This window comes from Nonomuraea helvata (assembly GCF_039535785.1).
Taxonomy (GTDB): domain Bacteria; phylum Actinomycetota; class Actinomycetes; order Streptosporangiales; family Streptosporangiaceae; genus Nonomuraea; species Nonomuraea helvata.
Genome location: NZ_BAAAXV010000001.1, coordinates 859,992 through 879,430 on the forward strand (window position 1 = coordinate 859,992; position 19,439 = coordinate 879,430).

At 70.3% G+C, this 19,439-nt stretch carries 20 protein-coding genes; 11 read left to right on the forward strand and 9 right to left on the reverse strand.

The genetic code is table 11. From position 1 onward, the window contains the following. Window positions 1-20: 20 nt before the first annotated feature. The 3 genes from ABD830_RS03805 to ABD830_RS03815 are packed head-to-tail and all read left to right on the forward strand — an operon-like array spanning window position 21 to window position 3,459. Window positions 21-2,033 carry a TRAP transporter permease gene (locus ABD830_RS03805; RefSeq protein WP_344984893.1) on the forward strand — a complete coding sequence of 671 codons (2,013 nt, stop codon included), beginning with the start codon at window positions 21-23 and terminating at the stop codon, window positions 2,031-2,033. Then, complete coding sequence (locus ABD830_RS03810) at window positions 2,030-2,980, forward strand: TAXI family TRAP transporter solute-binding subunit (protein ID WP_344984894.1); 951 nt, start codon at window positions 2,030-2,032, stop codon at window positions 2,978-2,980. The genes ABD830_RS03805 and ABD830_RS03810 overlap by 4 nt, the downstream gene beginning before the upstream one ends. Window positions 2,981-3,006: 26 nt before the next feature. Further along, the gene (locus ABD830_RS03815) at window positions 3,007-3,459 is read left to right on the forward strand and encodes a DUF1850 domain-containing protein (protein WP_344984896.1); all 453 of its coding nucleotides are present in this window, start codon (window positions 3,007-3,009) and stop codon (window positions 3,457-3,459) included. Here ABD830_RS03815 and ABD830_RS03820 read toward each other — a convergent pair. After that, window positions 3,426-4,397 (reverse strand): magnesium transporter CorA family protein, encoded by a 972-nt coding sequence (locus tag ABD830_RS03820; protein WP_344984898.1) that lies wholly within the window; start codon window positions 4,395-4,397, stop codon window positions 3,426-3,428. The two genes, ABD830_RS03815 and ABD830_RS03820, sit on opposite strands and share 34 nt — an antisense overlap. After that, a complete protein-coding gene (locus ABD830_RS03825; protein WP_344984900.1) occupies window positions 4,398-5,105 on the reverse strand; it encodes a DUF72 domain-containing protein in 708 nt (235 codons plus the stop codon). Between the two features lie 73 nt (window positions 5,106-5,178). Between ABD830_RS03825 and ABD830_RS03830 the strand changes: the two genes are divergently transcribed. After that, window positions 5,179-6,477, forward strand: coding sequence for a YibE/F family protein (locus ABD830_RS03830; RefSeq protein WP_344984901.1), 1,299 nt, complete (start codon window positions 5,179-5,181; stop codon window positions 6,475-6,477). Between the two features lie 3 nt (window positions 6,478-6,480). On the opposite strand, the gene ABD830_RS03835 is transcribed toward ABD830_RS03830, so the two are convergent. The 4 genes from ABD830_RS03835 to ABD830_RS03850 form a co-directional block, all read right to left on the reverse strand. Next, window positions 6,481-7,338, reverse strand: coding sequence for an NAD(+)/NADH kinase (locus ABD830_RS03835; protein WP_344984902.1), 858 nt, complete (start codon window positions 7,336-7,338; stop codon window positions 6,481-6,483). Between the two features lie 73 nt (window positions 7,339-7,411). Continuing rightward, a complete protein-coding gene (locus ABD830_RS03840; protein ID WP_344984903.1) occupies window positions 7,412-8,734 on the reverse strand; it encodes an enolase C-terminal domain-like protein in 1,323 nt (440 codons plus the stop codon). A gap of 3 nt (window positions 8,735-8,737) precedes the next feature. Beyond that, window positions 8,738-9,652, reverse strand: coding sequence for a 5-dehydro-4-deoxyglucarate dehydratase (kdgD, locus tag ABD830_RS03845; RefSeq protein WP_344984904.1), 915 nt, complete (start codon window positions 9,650-9,652; stop codon window positions 8,738-8,740). Between the two features lie 132 nt (window positions 9,653-9,784). Then, on the reverse strand, window positions 9,785-10,702 hold the full coding sequence (locus tag ABD830_RS03850) for a LysR substrate-binding domain-containing protein (RefSeq protein ID WP_344984905.1): 918 nt from the start codon (window positions 10,700-10,702) through the stop codon (window positions 9,785-9,787). A 135-nt stretch (window positions 10,703-10,837) separates the two neighbouring features. On the opposite strand from ABD830_RS03850, the gene ABD830_RS03855 reads away from it, so the two are divergent. From ABD830_RS03855 to ABD830_RS03875, 5 genes are read left to right on the forward strand one after another with little or no spacing between them, the layout of a single operon-like run. Further along, the gene (locus tag ABD830_RS03855) at window positions 10,838-11,845 is read left to right on the forward strand and encodes a tripartite tricarboxylate transporter substrate binding protein (RefSeq protein ID WP_344984906.1); all 1,008 of its coding nucleotides are present in this window, start codon (window positions 10,838-10,840) and stop codon (window positions 11,843-11,845) included. Between the two features lie 16 nt (window positions 11,846-11,861). After that, window positions 11,862-12,353 carry a tripartite tricarboxylate transporter TctB family protein gene (locus tag ABD830_RS03860; protein ID WP_344984908.1) on the forward strand — a complete coding sequence of 164 codons (492 nt, stop codon included), beginning with the start codon at window positions 11,862-11,864 and terminating at the stop codon, window positions 12,351-12,353. A gap of 9 nt (window positions 12,354-12,362) precedes the next feature. Then, complete coding sequence (locus tag ABD830_RS03865; RefSeq protein ID WP_344984909.1) at window positions 12,363-13,895, forward strand: tripartite tricarboxylate transporter permease; 1,533 nt, start codon at window positions 12,363-12,365, stop codon at window positions 13,893-13,895. Continuing rightward, entirely contained in the window at window positions 13,892-14,287 is a 396-nt protein-coding gene (locus ABD830_RS03870) for a universal stress protein (protein WP_344984910.1), read from the forward strand. Before ABD830_RS03865 ends, ABD830_RS03870 begins: the two co-directional genes overlap by 4 nt. Then, complete coding sequence (locus ABD830_RS03875; RefSeq protein ID WP_344984912.1) at window positions 14,284-15,558, forward strand: glucarate dehydratase family protein; 1,275 nt, start codon at window positions 14,284-14,286, stop codon at window positions 15,556-15,558. The genes ABD830_RS03870 and ABD830_RS03875 overlap by 4 nt, the downstream gene beginning before the upstream one ends. 21 nt (window positions 15,559-15,579) lie before the next feature. Here ABD830_RS03875 and ABD830_RS03880 read toward each other — a convergent pair whose 3' ends face one another. Further along, window positions 15,580-16,296, reverse strand: a complete 717-nt coding sequence (locus ABD830_RS03880; protein WP_344984913.1) for a FadR/GntR family transcriptional regulator — start codon at window positions 16,294-16,296, stop codon at window positions 15,580-15,582. Window positions 16,297-16,306: 10 nt separating this feature from the next. Continuing rightward, window positions 16,307-17,440 (reverse strand): L-talarate/galactarate dehydratase, encoded by a 1,134-nt coding sequence (locus ABD830_RS03885; RefSeq protein ID WP_344987617.1) that lies wholly within the window; start codon window positions 17,438-17,440, stop codon window positions 16,307-16,309. A 100-nt stretch (window positions 17,441-17,540) separates the two neighbouring features. On the opposite strand from ABD830_RS03885, the gene ABD830_RS03890 reads away from it, so the two are divergent. Then, window positions 17,541-18,392, forward strand: coding sequence for a DUF72 domain-containing protein (locus ABD830_RS03890; protein WP_344984914.1), 852 nt, complete (start codon window positions 17,541-17,543; stop codon window positions 18,390-18,392). A gap of 66 nt (window positions 18,393-18,458) precedes the next feature. Beyond that, entirely contained in the window at window positions 18,459-18,755 is a 297-nt protein-coding gene (locus tag ABD830_RS03895) for a hypothetical protein (RefSeq protein ID WP_344984916.1), read from the forward strand. Window positions 18,756-18,761: 6 nt separating this feature from the next. On the opposite strand, the gene ABD830_RS03900 is transcribed toward ABD830_RS03895, so the two are convergent. Further along, a complete protein-coding gene (locus ABD830_RS03900; protein ID WP_344984918.1) occupies window positions 18,762-19,400 on the reverse strand; it encodes a class I SAM-dependent methyltransferase in 639 nt (212 codons plus the stop codon). Window positions 19,401-19,439: the final 39 nt, after the last annotated feature.

Here is a 19,439-nt window from a genome sequence, read left to right on the forward strand (position 1 = left end):
GCCGTGTCGGGGAGGACGATTTGACCGAGCTGAGCGCTCGCGAGGCCGAGCTGGTTTCCGCTCACGAACAGGAACGCCCGGCGCGGGAGCTCAGCGGAGGTCTTCGGCTCGGCGTGTGGATCGTGGGCGGGCTGCTGTCGGTCTATTCGCTGGTGGTGGTGTTCTGGCCGATCGAGGCGATCGAGCACCGGATGACGTTCCTGGCGGCGGCGCTGCCGCTGGTCTTCCTCTGCTACCGGTCGGGCGTGCCGCCGCTGGTGCGGCGCCTGCTCAGGCGCGGCACCGGCGCCGCGGCCGAGCAGCCAGCCGCAGCCGAGCAGCCAGCCGTGGCCGAGCAGCCGACCGCAGCCGAACGGCCGAGCGTGGCCGACTGGGTGCTGGCCGCCGTCGCGCTGGCCGTGCTGGTCTACCCGCTCTTCGACTTCGAGGCGTTCCGCGAGCGGGGCTCCGGCGCGGCGCTCACCAGCGTGGACATCGCGGCCGGCCTCGCGCTGACGGTGCTGCTCCTGGAGGCGGTACGGCGCACCGTCGGCTGGTCCCTGGCCATCATCTGCGTCATTTTTCTGATTTATGCCTATTACGGCTCATATTTGCCAATTAACTGGACGATCGGCCACCGAGGGTTCGACCTCGAGCAGATCGTGTCGCAGCTCTACACCGGCACCGAAGGCTTCTTCGGCGTCCCCATGCAGGTCGCCGCCAGCTACATCATCCTTTTCACGATTTACGGCGCCGTACTCGACTACTCGGGCGCGAGCCGGTTCTTCATCGACCTGAGCTTCGCCGCCTTCCGCAAGTCCCGCGCCGCCCCCGGCCGTACCGTCACCACGGCCGGATTCCTGCTCGGCACCGTGTCGGGATCGGGCGTGGCCACCACGGTCAGCCTGGGCAGCGTCGCCTGGCCGGTGCTGCGCCGGGCGGGCTACCCGAAGGAGCCGGCGGGCGGCATCCTCGCGGCCGGCGGCATCGGCGCCATCCTGTCGCCGCCCACGCTGGGCGCCGCGGCGTTCATCATCGCCGAATACCTCCAGGTCAGCTACCTCGAGGTGCTCCTGTACGCGACGATCCCCACGATCCTGTACTACCTCGGTATCTTCCTGGCCATCGAGATCGACTCGCGCCGCTTCAGCACGCACGCCGTGGAGGTGGACGCCCCCAAGGCGGGCCGCCTGCTGCTGCGCTTCGGCTACCACTTCAGCTCGCTCATCCTCATCATCGTGCTGATGGCGCTGGACAGGTCGGCGTTCCAGGCGGTGGTCATCGCCACCGGCATCGCGTTCGCGCTGTCGTTCCTCGACCCGGAGCACCGGATGGGGCCGAAGCGCGTCGCGCAGGCGCTGGCCAAGGGCGCTCTCGAGGTGCTGCCCGTGACCGCGGTGTGCGCGGCGGCCGGGATCATCGTCGGCATCATCACGCAGACCGGCCTCGGGCTGAACCTCGCCGACATCATCGTGGACCTCGCCGCCGGCAACCTGATCCTGACGACGGTCCTGTCCGGCGTCGCGGTCATGCTGCTGGGCCTGGCCGTGCCGGTGACCGCCAGCTTCATCATCGCCGCGGTGATCATCGGCCCCGCGCTCTTCGCCCTAGGGGTCACGAAGGCCGAGGCGTACATGTTCGTGTTCTATTACGCGGTGCTGTCGGAGGTGAGCCCGCCCACGGCGCTGTCCGCGGTGGCGGCGGCCGCGATCACCGGCGGCAACACGTACCGGACGATGATGATGACCTGGCGGTACACGCTGCCCGCGTTCCTGGTGCCGTTCGCCTTCGTGCTGACGCCGAACGGGCAGGCGCTGCTCGGCCAGGGGCCGATCGGCACCGTGCTGCTGATGACCGCCGTCTCGGCGATCGCGGTGGCGGCCCTCGCCATCGCCACCGGCGGCCTCGCCGGCTGGCCCGAGCGCGTGCTCGCGGCGGTGGCCGCGGTGCTGCTGCTCTTCCTCGAACCCGTCCCCATCATCGCCGGCCTGGCCGTCCTGGCCGTGGCCGCGGCCGTGCACCTCGTCAGAAGAAGGAGAAGGAACCCAGCGTGAAGCGGATCTTCGCGATACTCGCAGCGACCGTGCTGGCCGCGGCGGGCTGCGGCGGCGGTGGCGCGGGCGGCTCGGGCAACCGGCTGTCGATCGCCACGGGCGGCACGACGGGCGTCTACTACGTGTACGGCGGCGGCCTGGCCAAGCAGTTGTCGGCCAACATCGCCAACACCCAGGCCACCGCGTCGGTCACGTCGGCGTCCGTCGAGAACATCAAGCTGCTCGCCTCCGGCAAGGCCGACATCGGCTTCGCCCAGGCCGACACCGCGGCCGACGCGGTCAACGGCAAGGACACGTTCACCTCGAAGCAGCCCGTCAAAGCCATCGCCCGCCTCTACGACAACTACGCGCATCTCGTGGTCGCGCCCGGCGTCAGCGCGAGCAAGGCGGCCGACCTGAAGGGCAAGCGCGTCTCGCTCGGCCCGGCCAACTCCGGGACCCAGGTCGTGGCCAGGCGCATCCTGCAGTCGGCCGGGATCAACCCGGACACCGACATCACCAAGCAGCAGCTGTCGATCACCGAGGCGGTGCAGGCCGTCAAGGACGGCACCATCGACGCGTTCTTCTGGGTCGGCGGCCTGCCCACGGCGGGCATCACCGACCTGGCCACGAGCAAGCCGAACATCAAGATCCTCGACACCGGCGACGTGCTGGCGAAGATGCAGTCCACGTACGGCCAGCAGTACTCCGGGCACGACGTGGACCTGTCGTCCGTCTACAAGCTGTCCGGCACGATCAAGACCGTGGTCATCCCGAACGTGCTGCTGGTGCCCTCCGAGATGAGCGACCAGCTCGCCTACGACATCACCAGGACGCTGTTCGAGAAGAAGGCCGAGCTGTCGGCCGTGCACCCGGAGGCCAAGAAGCTCGACGTCAAGCTGGCCCAGGAGGTCGCGCCGGTCCAGCTGCACCCCGGCGCGGCCCGCTACTACAAGGAAAAGGGCTGACGAAGCTGCTGGCGGCGCTCGCGGCGGTGGCGGCCCTCTGCTCCGGCGCCGGTGCCGGGCGCCTCACCGTGAACGGCCTGCCCGTCGTGTCGGGCGCCTTCTCGATCCTGTACGTGCATTCGATCTACAAGGCGCCCTCCGCGGAGGTGTTCACCGTGGAGGGGCGCCGTTTCACGATGCGGGCGGTCGTGTCGGCCGATGAGAGCGTCCTCGACTACTACGCGCTCGACGGGACGCGCACGCGCACCCCGGACGGCGCGTGGGTGCTGCGGCTGGCCACGCCCGCCACGTATGAGGAGCTGTCGCTGCTCACCACCTCGATCGGCCGTAGGACGCTCGCCTCGGGCGGCCGCTGCCTGCACCTCTATCCCGCTTCCGGCGCGGCGCGGGTGCGGCTGGACGTGGAGACGCGGCTGGACGTCAGGAGCGAGCCCTGCGGGCCTGCCTACAGCCAGTCCTTCTTCTTGAAGACCGTGTAGAGCCAGACGGACGCGGCGGCCGTCAGGATCAGGGACATCCAGAAGCCCCACTGCTGGCCCTCGCCCGGGTAGGGGACGTTCTGCCCGTAGAAGCCGGTGATCGCGGTGGGCACGGCGATGATCGCGGCCCAGCCCGTGAGCCGCTTCATGATCTCGTTCAGCCGGAAGCCCTGCTCGGAGAGGCGGGTCTCGCGGATGTTGGCCAGCATGTCGCGGATGGACTCCACCCATTCGGCCACGCGCAGCACGTGGTCGTAGACGTCCTCGTAGTACGGGACCATCACGGGGTCATGGATGAGGTCCTGGTCGCGGCGGAGCAGGGAGCCGACCACCTCGCGCATCGGCATCGAGACCTTGCGCAGCCTGGCGGTGTCCTTGCGCAGCTCGTACATCTTGCGCTGCAGCGCCCTGGCGTCGCGCACGCCGTCCTCTTCGAACAGCGACTCCTCCAGCGCCTCCGCCTGCGAGTCGAGGTCCTGCACCAGGTCGAACTGGCTGTCCACCACGTAGTCGAGCAGGCCGTGCAGGAGGAACGACACGCCGTGCTCGGCCATGCGGGCGGCGGCGTCCCAGCGTTTGACCACCTCGCCGATGTCGAAGTGCTCGTTCTCGCGCACGGTGACCAGGGCGTTGGCGGTGACGAAGACGTTCACCTCGACCGGGTCGAGCCGGTCGTGGTCGACGTGCACCCCGTAGACCGTGATGAACAAGTGGTTGTCGTAAATATCGACCTTCGGCCGCTGATGGTCGGTAAGCACGTCCTCGAGCGCCAGCTCGTGCAGCCCCAGTTCCTCGCCGATCACGCCGAGATCGGCGGACGACGGGCGGCACAGGTCGAACCAGACCGTGTTGTGGGGGTCGCCCACATAGTCGGAGACCTCCTCGACCGGGAACCCTTCCTTCTCGAGGACGCCGTTCCTGTACAGACGCGTGTGCACCTAGAAGAGTCTGGCAAACCTTCGCGCGTCCCGCACTGCCGCCCCCTCAGGATCGTTGTTGAAATAGACGTACACGTCCTGCCAGTCCGCCTCGTGCAGGCGTCTCGCCCAGGTCTTCAGCGCGGTGTCGCCGTACGACCAGTGGGCCGGTCCCTCGTGCAGGCGCACATAGCCCCACTCGGCGGTGCGCCACAGCGGGTTCTGCGGCCTGCCCAGCCGGTCCGCCCAGCACAGGGCGGCCTCGTGCGCGAGGAGGATCTGCCGGATCTCCTCCGTCCACCAGGACTCGTGCCGCGGCTCCACGGCCACCCGCACGCCCGCGTGAAAGCAGCGCAGGCACCGGTCGAGCCGGTCCGGGTCGGCCTTCAGCGTCGGCGGGAGCTGCAGCAGGATGGGCCCGAGCTTGTCCTTCAGCTCCGACGCGCGGCTCATCAGCCGCTCCACCGGCTCCTCGGGATCGGCCAGCCGCTTGATGTGGGTGAGGAACCTGCTGGCCTTGACCGCCATCACGAACCCGTCGGGCGTGCGGTCCCGCCACGCCGCGAACGTCTCGGGGCTCGGCAGCCGGTAGAACGCGTTGTTGCTCTCGACGGTCGGGAACTCCTCGGCGTACATCTCCAGCCAGAGCCGCTGCGGCACGCTCTCCGGATAGAACATCCCGCGCCAGTGCCTGTACTGCCATCCCGAGGTGCCCACCAGCCACGACATGCCCTACGCCTACCCAGGGGGCGGCCGTGCAGTACAGTCGTCCGCCGAGGAGTCCCCGGAGGAGGACGTTGACTTGGGCGCCGATCACGCGCATCATCCCCCCAGCTCCCGGCGGACAGTGGTGGCCGGCCTCGCCGTGCTGGTGCCGCTGGCGGTCGTCACGCTGGCGGCCCTGCTGTGGCTCTGGCCGGACGGCAGGACGGACACCGGTGCGGCGGCTGACAGCGTGCCGTCCGGCGTGCAGCGCGTCACCGGGACGATCACCGGCGTCCAGCTCGGGCGCTGCCCCGCCGCCACGGAAGGCGCGCCCCAGCCCGACCCCGCCACCTGCGGCAACGCCGTCGTCCGGGCCGACAGCGGCCCAGCAGGGGACGAGGTCGTGACGCTCCGGCTGCCCAGCGGGCCCGGCGCGCAGCGCTTCGCCGCGGGCGACGACGTGATCCTGCTGCGCGACGCGGACGGCAAGTACCAGATCTCCGACCACGACCGGACGGCGCCGCTGTGGGTGTTCGGGGCGGCGTTCGCGCTGGCGGTCATCGCCTTCGGCCGCTGGCGCGGGCTGACGGCGCTGGTCGGGCTGGCGGTCACGTTCGTGCTGCTGCTGACGTTCGTCATCCCCGGCATCCTGGAGGGCGAGCCGCCCCTGCTGGTCGCCATCGTGGGGGCGGCGGCGATCATGCTGACCGTGCTCTACCTCACGCACGGCTTCTCGCCGGCCACGTCCATGGCCGTGCTGGGCACGCTGGCCAGCCTGACGCTCACGGGCCTGCTGTCGTACGGGGCGCTGGGGTTCGCCCGGCTCAACGGCATCACCGACGACAGCGCGCTCATGCTCGACATGAGCCTGAAGATCGACACGCAGGGGCTGCTGCTGGCGAGCATCATCATCGGCGCGCTGGGAGTGCTCGACGACGTCACGGTCACGCAGGCGGTGACGGTGGCCGAGCTGGCCCACGCCAACCCGTCGTACGGCTTCGCCCGCCTCTACCGGGCGGCTGGGCGCATCGGGCGGGCGCACATCGCGTCGGTCATCAACACGATCATCCTGGCGTACGCCGGGGCGTCGCTGCCGCTGCTGCTGCTGTTCAGCATCGGGCAGCAGCCCTTGGGCGAGGTGCTGACGACACCGGTCATCGCCCAGGAGATCGTCCGCAGCATCGTCGGCACGCTGGGCCTCATCGCCGCCGTCCCGATCACCACGGCGCTGGCGGCCCTGACGGCCTCCCGCCACCACCCGGAGAAGCCCGCCGAGGAGACCCACGACGGCTTCTTCCCGCCGCACGAGGACCGGCAGGACCTCTTCACGCCGCGCCAGGGCCCTTCCACTCCCTCGGAGCGTCCTGCCCGGCACCGAAGGCGTGCTCGTTCTTAGGGATCAGTAGGCCTCGATGCTGCCGTCCACCCGCAGCTTGCGGCGGGCCCGCTCGTAGAACGTGGTGCCCAGCCGGACGACCTTCGCCGCCCCCGGCCACGCGGCCACCGTGACCGTGTCACCGGGGCACAGATGCCCCACCACGGCCCCGTCGACCTCCACGGCCAGCCGCCCGCTGGTGGACAGCACCTCCAGCGTCACGTCCTCGTCGGCCGGCAGCACCAGCGCCCGGTTGAACGCCGAATGCGCGGCGGCCGGCACCACCAGCACCGCCTCCACCCGGGGCGAGACGATGGGCCCGCCGGCGGAGAAGCTGTAGGCGGTCGAGCCGGTGGACGTGGCCACGATCACCGCGTCGGCGGCGAAGCGCACGAAGTCGCTGCCTGCCGGGGTAACGGAGATCGCCGCCAGTCCCTCACCCGGGATCCGGACGAGCGCGATGTCGTTGAAGGCGGTCACGTCCTTGCCGTTGATCCGGCTCCTGATCGCCATGCGCGACTCGACCGTGTAGCGGTGGCCGTCGATGGCGGACAGTGTGTCGGCCAGCTCGTCCACGTCGATCTCGGCCAGGAACCCGAGCTTGCCGAGGTTCACCCCGAGGATGGGGGTGGGCCGCCCGGCCAGCAGCCGCATGGTCCGCAGCATCGTCCCGTCGCCCCCGAGCCCGACCAGCAGATCGGCCCGCTCGACGAGGGCCTCGGCGTCGACGGGCACGGCGGTGCAGTCGATGCGCCCGACCTCCTCGGGCAGCCCGAGCACGGTGACCCCTTTCTCACCGGCCCAGCGCAGGATGGTGTCTATCGCCTTCTTGGAGTCGCGCTGAGGATGCAGCACCAGCCCGACCGTCCCGACCATGCCCATGAGGCCAACATTAGGCGAAGTGCCCGAGCGGCCGTCACGGGCGGGACTCGAGGAGCCCCGCCCGGTGCCGGGGTCAGCGGACGAGGCAGGGGCGTTTCGGGTCGAACGTCCAGCCCTCCACCAGGTACTGCATGGCCACGGCGTCGTCGCGGGCGCCGAGGCCGTGGCGGAGGTAGAGCTCGTGGGCCTCGGCCAGCGCCGCCCGGTCGAGCTCGACACCGAGCCCGGGAGTGTCCGGAACGTCGATCGCGCCGTCCGTGATCTGGAACGGCCGGGTCGTGAGCGCCTGACCGTCCTGCCAGATCCAGTGCGTGTCGAGCGCCGTGATCTCCCCAGGGGCGGCCGCTCCGACGTGCGTGAACATGGCCAGCGAGATGTCGAAGTGGTTGTTGGAGTGAGACCCCCACGTCAGCCCGAAGTCGTGGCAGAGCTGGGCGACGCGGACCGAGCCGGCCATGGTCCAGAAGTGCGGGTCCGCGAGCGGGATGTCCACCGCGCCGGCGCGTACGGCATGGGCCATCTCCCGCCAGTCCGTGGCGATCATGTTCGTCGCGGTGGGCAGGCCCGTGGCCCGCCTGAACTCGGCCATGGTCTCCCGGCTCGAGAAGCGGCCCTCGGCGCCGCACGGGTCCTCGGCGTAGGCGAGGACCCCGCCCAGCCCGCGGCAGAGCCGGACGGCGTCGGCGAGCAGCCAGCCGCCGTTGGGGTCGAGGGTGATGCGCGCGTCGGGGAAGCGGCGGGCCAGCGCCTTGACCGCCTCGACCTCCTCCTCGCCGGTCAGCACCCCGCCCTTGAGCTTGAAGTCGCTGAAGCCGTAGCGCTCCTGCGCGGCCTCGGCCAGCGCGACCACCGCGTCAGGGGTGAGCGCCTCCTTGCGCCGCAGCCGGGACCAGGCGTCGTCGCCCGCGTCGTCCACCAGGTAGGGAAGGTCGGTCCTGCCCGGGTCGCCGACGTAGAAGAGGTAGCCCAGCATCGGCACCCGGTCGCGTTGGCGGCCCTCGCCAAGCAGCTCGGCCACGGGCAGCCCGAGGTACTGGCCGTGCAGGTCGAGCAGGGTGGACTCGAGGCCGGTGACCGCGTGGACGGTGGTGCGCAGGTCGAAGGTCTGGGCGCCGCGTCCGCCGGCGTCGCGGTCGGCGAAGCGCGCCGCCACCGACCGCAGCAGGCTGCGGTAGCGCGCCACGGGCTGCCCGGCCAGCAGGTCGGCGGCCTCGGTGATGGTCCGGCGGATCGCCTCGCCGCCGGGCACCTCGCCGAGACCGGTGCGTCCGTCGGAGTCGGTGGTGATGACGACGTTGCGGGTGAAGAACGGGCCGTGGGCGCCGCTGAGGTTGAGCAGCATGCTGTCGTACCCGGCCACCGGGACGACCTCGACGCGCTGGATCGTGGGAGCCATGAGCTAGCTGATCTTGTTGATGAGGGCGGTCAGCTCGGCGAGCTCGCCGTCGGTGAGGTTCTGCAGCGGCGGGCGCACCGGTCCGGCCGGGCGTCCGACGGCGGCCAGGCCGGCCTTGATGATCGACACGGCGTACCCCTTCTGGCGGTCGCGGATGTCCAGGTACGGGATCAGGAACTCCTTGATCCGCCGGTAGACCGCGTCGCGGTCCTGGGCCCGGACGTCGGCGTAGAAGTCGAGCGCGTACTGCGGCACGAAGTTGAAGATCGCCGAGGAGTACGTGCTCATGCCGAGCTGGAGCAGCGGCAGCGCGAACGTCTCGGCCGTGGGCAGGCCGCCGATGTAGGCCAGTCGGTCGCCGACGGAGGCGTAGATGCGCGTGAGGTGCTCGATGTTGCCGACGCCGTCCTTGAACCCGACGAGGTTCGCGTTCCGGTCGGCCAGCGCCGCGACGGCGCGGTCGTTCAGGATCGCGTTGGCCCGGCTGTAGACGATGACGCCGAGGCCGGTGGCGCGGCAGACCGCGGAGACGTGCTCGACCAGACCGTCCTGCCCGGCCTCGGTGAGGTACGGGGGCATGAGCAGCAGCCCGTCGGCGCCGGCGGCCTCGGCGGCCTGGGCCTGCGCCACGGCGCTCGCGGTGCCGCCCGTGGCCGGGGCCACGACCGGGACCCTGCCGTTCACCTCGCCGACCGCCACCCGCACCACCCGGTCGATCTCGGCGGCGGTCAGCGAGAAGCCCTCGCCGGTGCCCCCCGCGGCGAACAGACCGGCCACCGGGTACGTGCTCAGCCAGGACAGGTGCTCACGGTAGGCCGGCTCGTCGAACTGCAGGTCCTCGGTGAAATGGGTGACGGGGAACGAGAGCAGGCCGCTCTTGAGCTGGGCGGCGAGCTCCTGCGGCGCGAAATTCGGCATGAACGTCCTCTGGTTGACACGCGGCCGTGGGATCCCCCCGCGCCGCCGGTAAGGGCTGACGCCGATCAGGCTAAGAAGGAGGGTGGATTCCTGTCCAAGTGCGATTCTGTATCCGACGATACCGGCAGGGCATCATGGCCTGGGATCGGCGAGCAGCTCGAGCACCCGCCACAGGGCCGGGTTGGTCGAGGCACGGTCCCAGATGACGTGCAGCTCGACCGGCTTGCCCGCGACGCCGTCGCCGTCGTCCAGCGGGTCGCCGCCGCCGCGTACCAGATCGCAGAAGGCGATGCCCTCGATGCCGAGCGAACGAGCGCTCGCGGGCACCAGCGCCACACCCCGGCCGGCCGCCACGAGCAGCACGGCGGTGAGGATCTGATGGACCTGCTGCTCGATCCTGGGGTGGGCGTTGGTGAAGAAGCGGACGGTCAGCTCGTGGAAGTAACGCGACTGCACGGGGTTGTAGCTGATGACCGGCAGGCCGTCGAAGTCGTCGGGGGCGAGCGGCCGGTCGAGGCCGGCGAGCCGATGGCCGACGGGGACCACGGCGCACAGCGGCTCGCGGAAGACGACCCGCGAGTGGAGCGTGGCGATGTCGAAGGGCGGCCGCGCGAGGCCCATGTCGAGCTCGCCGCGCAGGATGCCGTCGACCTGCCCGGCGGTCACCCGTTCGTGGAGGATGACGTCGATCTCCGGCAGCTCCTCCGCGAGCCGGCGCAGGAGCACGCCGAGCATGCTGATGGCCGAGACCGCGGTGAAGCCGAGCCGTACGGTGCCCGTGGCGCCCTTCGAGATGCGGCGCGCGCGGTCGCCCGCGGTGTCGACGAGCGTGAGCATGCGCCGGGCGTCCTCCAGGAAGCCGCGGCCCGCGTCGGTGAGCACCACGCGGCGGTTGTCGCGTTCCAGGAGGGTCACGCCGATCGCGCGCTCAAGCTTCTGGATGTGGCGGCTCAGCGGGGGCTGCGTCATACGGAGTCGATCGGCCGCGCGGCCGAAGTGGAGCTCCTCGGCGACAGCCACAAATGCCCGGATTTGATCGAGCGTTAGCATGATGCCCGCAGAGTATCACCTGATACCGAATTAAGCTTGGACAGGCATCGAGGCTGGTACCTAGTCTCCGGAGACTACGAAGCGGAAACAACCACGTAACCTCCATACAGCCGCTCGTCAGAAGGAGTAAGCCTCATGCCGACATCCCGGACGACCTCCCGCCGCCTGCTCACGGGAGTCGTCGGCGCCGCCGCCGCGCTCGCGCTGACCGCGTGCGGCGGTGTCAAGACGACGTCCTCCGGTGGCGGCGACGGCAAATATCCGACGGGCAACATCGAGTTCAGCGTCGGCGCGTCCGCGGGCGGCTCGACCGACCTCATCACCCGGGCGCTGGCCCAGGGCATGAGCAAGGAGCTCGGCGTCTCCGCGCCGGTGCTCAACAAGCCCGGCGCGAACGGCGCGCTCAACGCCAAGGAGTTGCAGGCCGCCAAGCCCGACGGTTACAAGATCGCGCTGCAGAACGCCTCGCTCTTCACCATCACGCCGCTCACGGTGTCGCCCGCCGAAGCCACGAAGATCGACTCGTTCGACGTCATCACCGGCGTCTCCCGCGACGACTACGTCATGGCCACCAACGCCCAGTCCGGCTTCAAGTCCATCGAGGACATGAAGAAGGCGGGCAAGACCATCCGCTACGGCACGACCGGCGTCGGCACGGGCGCGCAGCTCGCCTCCGCGCTGACGTTCAAGACGGCCGGCGTCGAGGCGACGGCCGTGCCCTTCGACGGCGGCGCCCCGGCCCTGACCGCCCTGCTCGGCAACCAGGTCGACGTCTCGACCATGCAGATCGGCGAGGCCGTCGAGAACATCAAGGCCGGCAAGCTCGTCCCGCTCGCGGTCTTCTCCGACAAGCGCATCCCCTACCTGCCGGACGTCAAGACGGCCAAGGAGCAGGGCTTCGACGTGCTGGTCACGCAGTACCGGTTCCTGACCGCGCCCAAGGGCACGCCCGAGGACGTCAAGGCCCGCCTGCTTGAGGCGGCCAAGAAGACGTTCGCCACGCCGGAGTACAAGAAGTTCAACGAGGAGAACTCGCTCACTCCGATGGAGGTCTCCCCGCAGGAGGTGCTCAGCTCCCTGCAGAAGGACACCGCCACGTACAAGGAGCAGCTCAGCAAGTACGGCATCAGCCTGGCCGGATAAGTTCCAAGGAGCGAGCATGTCCATGACCGATCCTCTCGAAGAAGAGGTCGCCGAGGAGACCCGGCCACCGCACGCGGGCCCCCTCTCGCAGGTGGCCGCCGCCCTCGTGGCGCTGGCCGTCGGCGTCGCCGGTGCGATCGGCTCCTTCGCGCTCGGGCTCGGGCGCCTCACCCAGCCGGGCCCCGGCCTGTGGCCGTTCGCCATCAGCGTCGTCATCGTCGTGCTGTCGGCGACGCTCGTCGTGACCGGCCGCGGGCTCGAGGACACCGAGCGGTTCTCCAAGGCGAGCCTGCTCACCGCGGTGGGCGTGGTGACGCTCGTGCTGCTCGCGGTGCTGCTGCCGCTGATCGGCTTCGAGATCCCGTCGCTGCTGCTGGTGTTCGTCTGGCTGCGCTGGCTGGGCAAGGAGTCGTGGCGCTCCTCCATCGTCGTCAGCGTCGTGACCGTGGCCGCGTTCTACCTGCTCTTCGTCGTGCTGCTCCAGGTCCCGCTCCCACGCCTCATCTGAGAAAGCCACATGGACATCTCCCCCATCCTCAACGGCTTCGGCGTCGTCCTGGAGCCGAGCAATCTGCTCTACTGCCTCATCGGCGTCATCATCGGCATGCTCATCGGCGTGCTGCCCGGGCTCGGGCCCGGGGCGACGATCGCCATCCTGCTGCCGATCACGTACGGCATCGGGCCGGTCTCGGCGATCATCATGCTGGCGGGCATCTTCTACGGCGCCCAGTACGGCGGCACCATCACCTCGGTCCTGCTCCGCCTCCCCGGCGAGGCGTCCTCCGTCGTGACCGTCTTCGACGGGTTTGCGCTGGCCAGACAGGGCAAGGCGGGCACCGCGCTGGGCATCGCCGCCATCGGGTCCTTCATCGGCGGGACCGTCTCGATCGTCGGCCTGACGGTCCTGGCCCCGGTCGTGGCCGGTTTCGCGCTCGACTTCGGGCCGCCCGAGTACGCGGCCCTGGGCGTGCTCGGCGTGCTGCTGATCTCCTCGGTGGGCAACGGCAACAAGCTCAAGGCGATCATCGCGGCCTGCGTCGGCCTGCTCATCGCGACCGTGGGCCGCGACACCTTCACCGGCGCCGAGCGCTTCACCTTCGACAGCCTGAACCTGGCCGAGGGCATCGACTTCATCCCGATCGCCATGGGCCTGTTCGGCCTGAGCGAGATCCTCTACAACCTCGAGGAGCGGCACAACCAGGTGCACGCGCCGGCCAAGGTCGGCAACGTGTGGCCGTCGCGCCAGGACCTGCGCCAGTCCGGAGGCGCGATCGGGCGCGGCTCGCTCATCGGCTTCGTCCTGGGCGTCCTGCCCGGCGGCGGCGCCGTGCTGTCGTCCCTGGCGGCGTACGCGTTCGAGAAGCGCCGCGCCAAGCAGCCCGAGCGCTTCGGAAAGGGCGCCGTCGAGGGCGTGGCCGCGCCGGAGACGGCCAACAACGCCGCCGCCACCTCGTCGTTCATCCCGCTGCTGACCCTCGGCATCCCGGCGAACGCGACCATGGCCCTGATGTTCGGGGCGCTGCTCATCCAGGGCATCCAGCCGGGTCCGCAGCTCGTCACCGAGCACCCCGACGTCTTCTGGGGCGTCATCAACTCGATGTACATCGGCAACATCCTGCTGCTCATCATGAGCATCCCGATGGTCGGCGTCTTCGTGAAGATCCTGCGGGTGCGCCCGGCGATCCTGGCCCCGATCACGGTGCTCATCACGCTGCTCGGCGCGTACACCGTGAACAACAACGTCTACGACATCTTCCTGGTCATCGCCTTCGGCCTGCTCGGCTACCTGATGAAGAAGTTCGGCTTCGAGCCGGGGCCGCTGGTGCTGGCCTTCGTGCTGGGCTCGATGATCGAGAACTCCTCACGGCAGGCGCTGCTGATCTTCGGCGGCAACCCGACCGGCTTCTTCACCCGCCCCATCTCGGGAACGGTGCTCGCCCTGGTCGTGATCGTGGCGTTCCTGCCGCTGATCCGGAAAGCCGTGCGCCGCAAGACCCCTGCCCCAGTCGACGTCCCCGTTGACGCTCCAGTTGAGGAGAAGACGTCATGACGATCCTCGTCGGTTACCTGCCCACGCCCGAGGGGGAGGCCGCGGTCGACGCGGGCCTGCGCGAGGGCGCCCTGCGCTCCGAGCGCGTGATCATCGTGAACTCCCCGCGCCGCGGCGCGACCGTCGACGAGCGCAAGATCGACGACGGCGCCTCCACCGCGCTGCTCGACCGCGCGCGGGCCGCCGGCGTGGACGCCGAGGTACGCCAGCCGCTCCACGACGACGACCTGCCCGAGACGTTCGAGGAGCTCGTCAAGGAGACCGGCGGCACGCTCATCGTGATCGGGCTGCGGCACCGGTCGCTGGTGGGCAAGTTCATCCTGGGCAGCGAGGCGCAGCGCATCCTCATGGAGGCCAGCGTCCCGGTCCTGACGGTCAAGGCGGCCCAGTGACCGCACGCGACGCCGGACGCGTCAGCAGGGTGACCGTCACCCCCGTCGCCTTCCGCGACCCTCCCCTGCTGAACGTCGTCGGTGTCCACCAGCCGTTCGTGCTGCGCGCGATCGTCCAGGCGCACACCGACTCCGGGCTGGTGGGGCTCGGCGAGACGTACGCCGACCAGGCCCACCTCGAGCGGCTCGACGCCGTCGCCGCCGCCGTGCCCGGGCTGGACGTGTTCGACGTCCACGGGCTCCGGCGCGTCGTCGTCGAGACGCTCGGCGCGTCCACCGGCGGTGCGGGCGCGAGCTTCGGCGGCATGCTGGAGGTCTCCAGCGCCGTCGACACCGTGGCCGCGCCGTTCGAGGTGGCGCTGCTGGACCTGCAGGGCAAGGTGCTCGGCCGCCCGGTGAGCGACCTGCTCGGCGGGGCCGTACGCGACCGGGTGCCGTTCTCGGCGTACCTCTTCTACAAGTGGGAGGGGCACCCCGGCCAGGACGAGGACTCGTGGGGGCGGGGCATCACGCCCGAGCAGATGGTGGCCCAGGCCCGGCGGATGGTCGACGACTACGGGTTCACCGCCATCAAGCTCAAGGGCGGCGTCTTCGAGCCCACGCACGAGGTCGAGACCGTCGAAGCGCTGGCCGCGACCTTCCCCGGCCACGCCCTGCGCATCGACCCCAACGGCGCCTGGACCGTGGACACCTCCGTCAAGGTGGCCAAGCGGCTGGCCGGCGTCCTGGAGTACCTCGAGGACCCGACGCCCGGCATCGACGGCATGGCGGCGGTCGCCCGGCACACCGAGATCCCGCTGGCCACCAACATGTGCGTCATCGCCTTCGAGCACCTCAAGCCCGCCGTCGCCGCCGACGCCGTACAGGTCGTGCTGTCGGACCATCACCTGTGGGGCGGCCTGCGCCGCTCGGCGCTGCTGGGCGGCATCTGCGAGACGTTCGGCATGGGGCTGTCGATGCACTCGAACTCCCACCTCGGCGTGAGCCTCGCCGCCATGACCCACCTGGCGGCCGCCACCCCCAACCTCACCTACGCCTGCGACACGCACTATCCGTGGAAGACGGAGGAGGTCGTCAAGCCGGGGACACTGGAGTTCCGCGGCGGCAGCGTGGCCGTGCCGACGGGGCCCGGCCTCGGGGTGGAGCTGGACGAGGACGCGCTGGCGGTGCTGCACGAGCAGTACGTACGGTGCGGGCAGCGCGGGCGCGAGGACACGGCCTACATGCGCACGGTGGTGCCGGACTTCACCCCCAACACATCCCGCTGGTAACCCGCCCCACGGGGACGAACGCTACGGCGTCTGGAGGCGGGCCCGGGAGTTGGACAGGTGGAGCCGCATCGCGGCGCGTGCCGCCGCCGCGTCCTGGTCGGCGATGGCCCGGTAGATGTTCTCGTGCTCCAGCGTCACCCGGGTGAGGTGCGTGGCGTTCGACACCGTGTACGGGGGCTCCAGCCGCGTGCGAGGCAGCATGATCACCATCGGCCCGAACGACGCCAGCAGGTCGGAGTAGAACCGGTTGCCCGAGGCGAGCGCGACCTTCAGGTGGAACTGGAAGTCGGCCTCGACGGCGCTGCTGGGTTGCTCGCCGGAGTGCCCGAGATCGACCAGGGCCCGTTGGATGGCCTTGAGCTGCAGGTCGGTACGGCGCTCCGCGGCCAGGCCCGCCGACTCCGACTCGACGCCGATCCGGAAATCGATCATGTCGAGCACGTCGCGGTGTGTGCGGATCTGCGAGGCCTCCACGGAGAAGGCCGTGGAGGCGGGTACGGCCAGCACGAACGAGCCGCGCCCCTGGAAGGTCTCGACGAGGCCCGCCGCCTGGAGCCGCGAGATGGCCTCGCGGACCACCGTACGGCTCACGCCGAACTCCTCGACGAGCGAGGACTCGGTCGGCAGCTTCTGGCCGGGCCCGATCTCGCCGGCGAGGATGCGTCCCTTGAGCCGTTCGACGAGCTCATGCGCGAGCCCGCGCCCGCTGTCGCGATCGAGCCTCTGGTCTGGCGGCACGGCTCACAACCTACCGGGCGCCGGCTCTGAACTCGACGCTGTCGACGGTCCACTTGCGGCACTGCTCGCTGAGCGTGAAGCCGAGCCCCGGCCGGTCGGGGACGATCATGCGGCCGTCGCGGGTCTCGAGCCGCTCGTCGAACAGCGGGTTGAGCCATTCGAAGTGCTCGACCCAGGGCTCGCGCGGGTAGGCCGCGGCCAGGTGGAGGTGGATCTCCATGGCGAAGTGGGGCGCCAGCTGCAGCCCCGCGTGGTCGGCGAGGGCGGCCAGGCGGAGGAAGGGCGTGATGCCGCCGACGCGCGGGGCGTCCGGCTGGATGATGTCGGCCGCGCGCGCCTCGATGAGGCGTACGTGCTCGGCGACGCTGGAGAGCATCTCGCCGGTGGCGATCGGCGTGTCCAGGGCGGCCGCCAGCTGCGCGTGCCCCTCGGCGTCATAGGCGTCCAACGGCTCCTCGATCCACACGAGCCCGAACTCCTCGACCGCCCGCCCGAACCGCAACGCCGTCGCACGATCCCACTGCTGATTGGCATCCACCATCAACGGGACATCGTCCCCGATGTGCTCCCTGACCGCCGCCAGCCGCCGCAGGTCCTCCTTCGTGTCCGGCTGCCCCACCTTGATCTTGATGCCGCCGATGCCGTCCTCGAGCGACTGGCTCGCACGCGCCTTGACCTCCTCGATCGGGGCGTGCAGGAAGCCACCCGAGGTGTTGTACGTCCTGACCGAGTCGCGGTACGACCCCAGCAGCTTCGCCAGCGGCAGCCCGGCGCGCTTGGCCTTCAGGTCCCAGAGCGCGATGTCGATCGCGGCCAGCGCCTGCGTGGCCACCCCGGAACGGCCCACCGACGCGCCCGCCCAGAGCAGCACGTCGTACACCTTGCCGATGTCGGAGGGATCCTGGCCGAGGAGATTCGCCCCGACCTCCTTGGCGTGGGCGTACTGCGCCGGACCGCCTGCCCTCTTGGAGTAGCTGAAACCGGTGCCCTGGCGGCCCTCCTCCGTCGTGATCTCGGCGAAGAGGAAGGCGATCTCGGTCATCGGCTTCTGCCGCCCGGTGAGCACCTTGGCGTCGCTGATGGGGACGTCCAGCGGAAGCGTGACGGAGGAGAGCGAGACGTGACGGATGCGGTCGGCGGCCATGGTCGTCCAAGCGGTCGGCGGTAGGATGTCGTCAGTCATCATACGAAGCTGTAACTCGTATGACAACTTGTCGGAGGTGGATCTCCGATACGGTCGAGCCATGCGGCTTCATGTGGGATGCGCGATGTGGACGCACGCGCGCTGGCCAGGTCGTTTCCTCCCCGACCAACTCCCTCCCGGTGAGCGCCTGCGCTCCTATGCGACCTGGTGCGACGCCGTGGAGGGCAACACGACCTTCTACGCGACCCCGGCGAGGAGCACGGTCGAGTCCTGGGCCCGCCAGACCGCAGCTGACTTCCGGTTCGTCGTCAAGCTCCCCAAGACCATCACGCACGAACGCCGCCTCACCGGCATCGAGGAGGACCTGCACTCCTTCCTGGACGCGATCGAGCCGCTGGGGCCCAGAGCCCACGCCCTCTGGGTGCAGCTTCCCGGCTCGTTCGGGCCGGCCGACGTCGGCGTCCTGGCCGCCTTCCTGCGCCGCCTCCCCCGCTCGCACCGGTACGCCGTCGAGGTGCGCCACCGCGCGTTCTTCGAGGACGAGCGGTCCGAACGGCTCCTCGAGCGCGTCCTGGCGCCCGTGGAGGCCGAGTGGGTCCCGTTCGACACCACGACCCTCTTCCAGAGCCCGCCGACCAGCGACGCCGAACGCGACGCCTGGACCAAGAAACCCCGCGTCCCCCGCCGCACGCGCGCCCTCACGGCCCACCCGATCGTCCGCTACCTGGGGCGGGACGCGGAGTCCCGCACGGTCGAGGGCTGGCAGGCGTGGCTGGACACGGTCGCGGGGTGGCTGAGGGAGGGCCGCTCTCCCACGTTCTTCCTCCACACGCCCGACAACGCCGACGCGCCGAAGCTGGCTCGCGCCTTCCACGAGGCGGTACGCACCCGCCTGCCGGAGCTGGCTCCCCTGCCCGAGCCCCAGCCGATAGACCCGTTGACCCTCTTCTAGCCGCGGAGCCTATGGTGGAGGGAGAGAGCGCCATCAAGCCGAATCGGCGTTGCAGAGGAGGCTGCGATGAGGGAGCACTTCGTCTGGGTGTCGACGCGCCGCATCAAGCCGGGCGCGTTGGACGCATTCGAAAGGGCATGGCGCCCTGACCCGTATCCGGAGGGCCTGCGCCATGCGTACGCGTACTGGTCGGAGGACGGGCTGGAGATCACCGGGGTGTCGTTCTGGGATTCCAGGGAGTCCTGCGACTCCTGGCGGGGCTCCGAGGCCGAGACGCGCCGGCGTGAGGCCATGGCCCCTTATGTCCTGGAGGAACGGGAAGGCTTCTACCGCGGCCGCGAACTCGGCGTTCCCGTACGATAAGCCGCCTCAGGGGGCGTCTCCGACGGGCTTGCGGGCCGCGAAGCGCTCCACCATGCCGATCTTGAATCGGTCGTGCCGCTCGACGGTGAGGCCCTGCTCGCGCGCCTGATCGAGCTGGCGGCGCAGGAAGTGCTCGCCGCCCAGGGGAACGGTGACGAGTTCGAGCAGGCGCTGCACTGCGCGGGCGGGCCATGCCGAGGCGGCGACGTGGTCGGCGAGCAGGAGCAGCCCGCCGGGCCGCAGCACGCGTGCCATCTCGGCGACCGCGCGCCGGTGGTCCGGGATGGCGCACAGGGAGAAGGTGCACACGACGGTGTCGAAGGCGCCGTCAGGGAAGTCGAGCGCCTGGGCGTCGCCCTCGCGCAATTCGGCCTTCAGGCCGAGGCGGGCGGCCCGCTGCCGGGCTTGGTCGAGCATGGCCGAGCTCCACTCGATCCCGGTCAGCCGTACATCCTCTGGGTAGTGCGGGAGGTTGAGCCCGGTGCCGACGGCCACTTCGAGGACGTCGTCGGTGGCCTGGGAGCAGATCCAGGCGCGGGTGTCGCCGAAGAAGTGCCGGTCGAAGAAGCTCATCTGCTGGTCGTACGAGTGCGCGTGCCTGTCCCAGTAGCGGCGCAGGCGGTCGGTGCGCTTGTCGGACGTCATCAGTGACTCCTCCCCAAGGACCGCCCGGACGCCCCGTCC

What these genes read in the sequence shown, in the direction of transcription:
- ABD830_RS03825 (WP_344984900.1), bottom strand. Translation starts at nt 5,105, where the DNA reads ATGTCGTGGCTGGTGGGCACCTCGGGATGGCAGTACAGGCACTGGCGC.
- ABD830_RS03835 (WP_344984902.1), bottom strand. Translation starts at nt 7,338, where the DNA reads ATGGGCATGGTCGGGACGGTCGGGCTGGTGCTGCATCCTCAGCGCGAC.
- ABD830_RS03840 (WP_344984903.1), bottom strand. Translation starts at nt 8,734, where the DNA reads ATGGCTCCCACGATCCAGCGCGTCGAGGTCGTCCCGGTGGCCGGGTAC.
- kdgD (WP_344984904.1), bottom strand. Translation starts at nt 9,652, where the DNA reads ATGCCGAATTTCGCGCCGCAGGAGCTCGCCGCCCAGCTCAAGAGCGGC.
- ABD830_RS03850 (WP_344984905.1), bottom strand. Translation starts at nt 10,702, where the DNA reads ATGCTAACGCTCGATCAAATCCGGGCATTTGTGGCTGTCGCCGAGGAG.
- ABD830_RS03855 (WP_344984906.1), top strand. Translation starts at nt 10,838, where the DNA reads ATGCCGACATCCCGGACGACCTCCCGCCGCCTGCTCACGGGAGTCGTC.
- ABD830_RS03860 (WP_344984908.1), top strand. Translation starts at nt 11,862, where the DNA reads ATGTCCATGACCGATCCTCTCGAAGAAGAGGTCGCCGAGGAGACCCGG.
- ABD830_RS03865 (WP_344984909.1), top strand. Translation starts at nt 12,363, where the DNA reads ATGGACATCTCCCCCATCCTCAACGGCTTCGGCGTCGTCCTGGAGCCG.
- ABD830_RS03870 (WP_344984910.1), top strand. Translation starts at nt 13,892, where the DNA reads ATGACGATCCTCGTCGGTTACCTGCCCACGCCCGAGGGGGAGGCCGCG.
- ABD830_RS03885 (WP_344987617.1), bottom strand. Translation starts at nt 17,440, where the DNA reads ATGGCCGCCGACCGCATCCGTCACGTCTCGCTCTCCTCCGTCACGCTT.
- ABD830_RS03890 (WP_344984914.1), top strand. Translation starts at nt 17,541, where the DNA reads ATGCGGCTTCATGTGGGATGCGCGATGTGGACGCACGCGCGCTGGCCA.
- ABD830_RS03895 (WP_344984916.1), top strand. Translation starts at nt 18,459, where the DNA reads ATGAGGGAGCACTTCGTCTGGGTGTCGACGCGCCGCATCAAGCCGGGC.
- ABD830_RS03900 (WP_344984918.1), bottom strand. Translation starts at nt 19,400, where the DNA reads ATGACGTCCGACAAGCGCACCGACCGCCTGCGCCGCTACTGGGACAGG.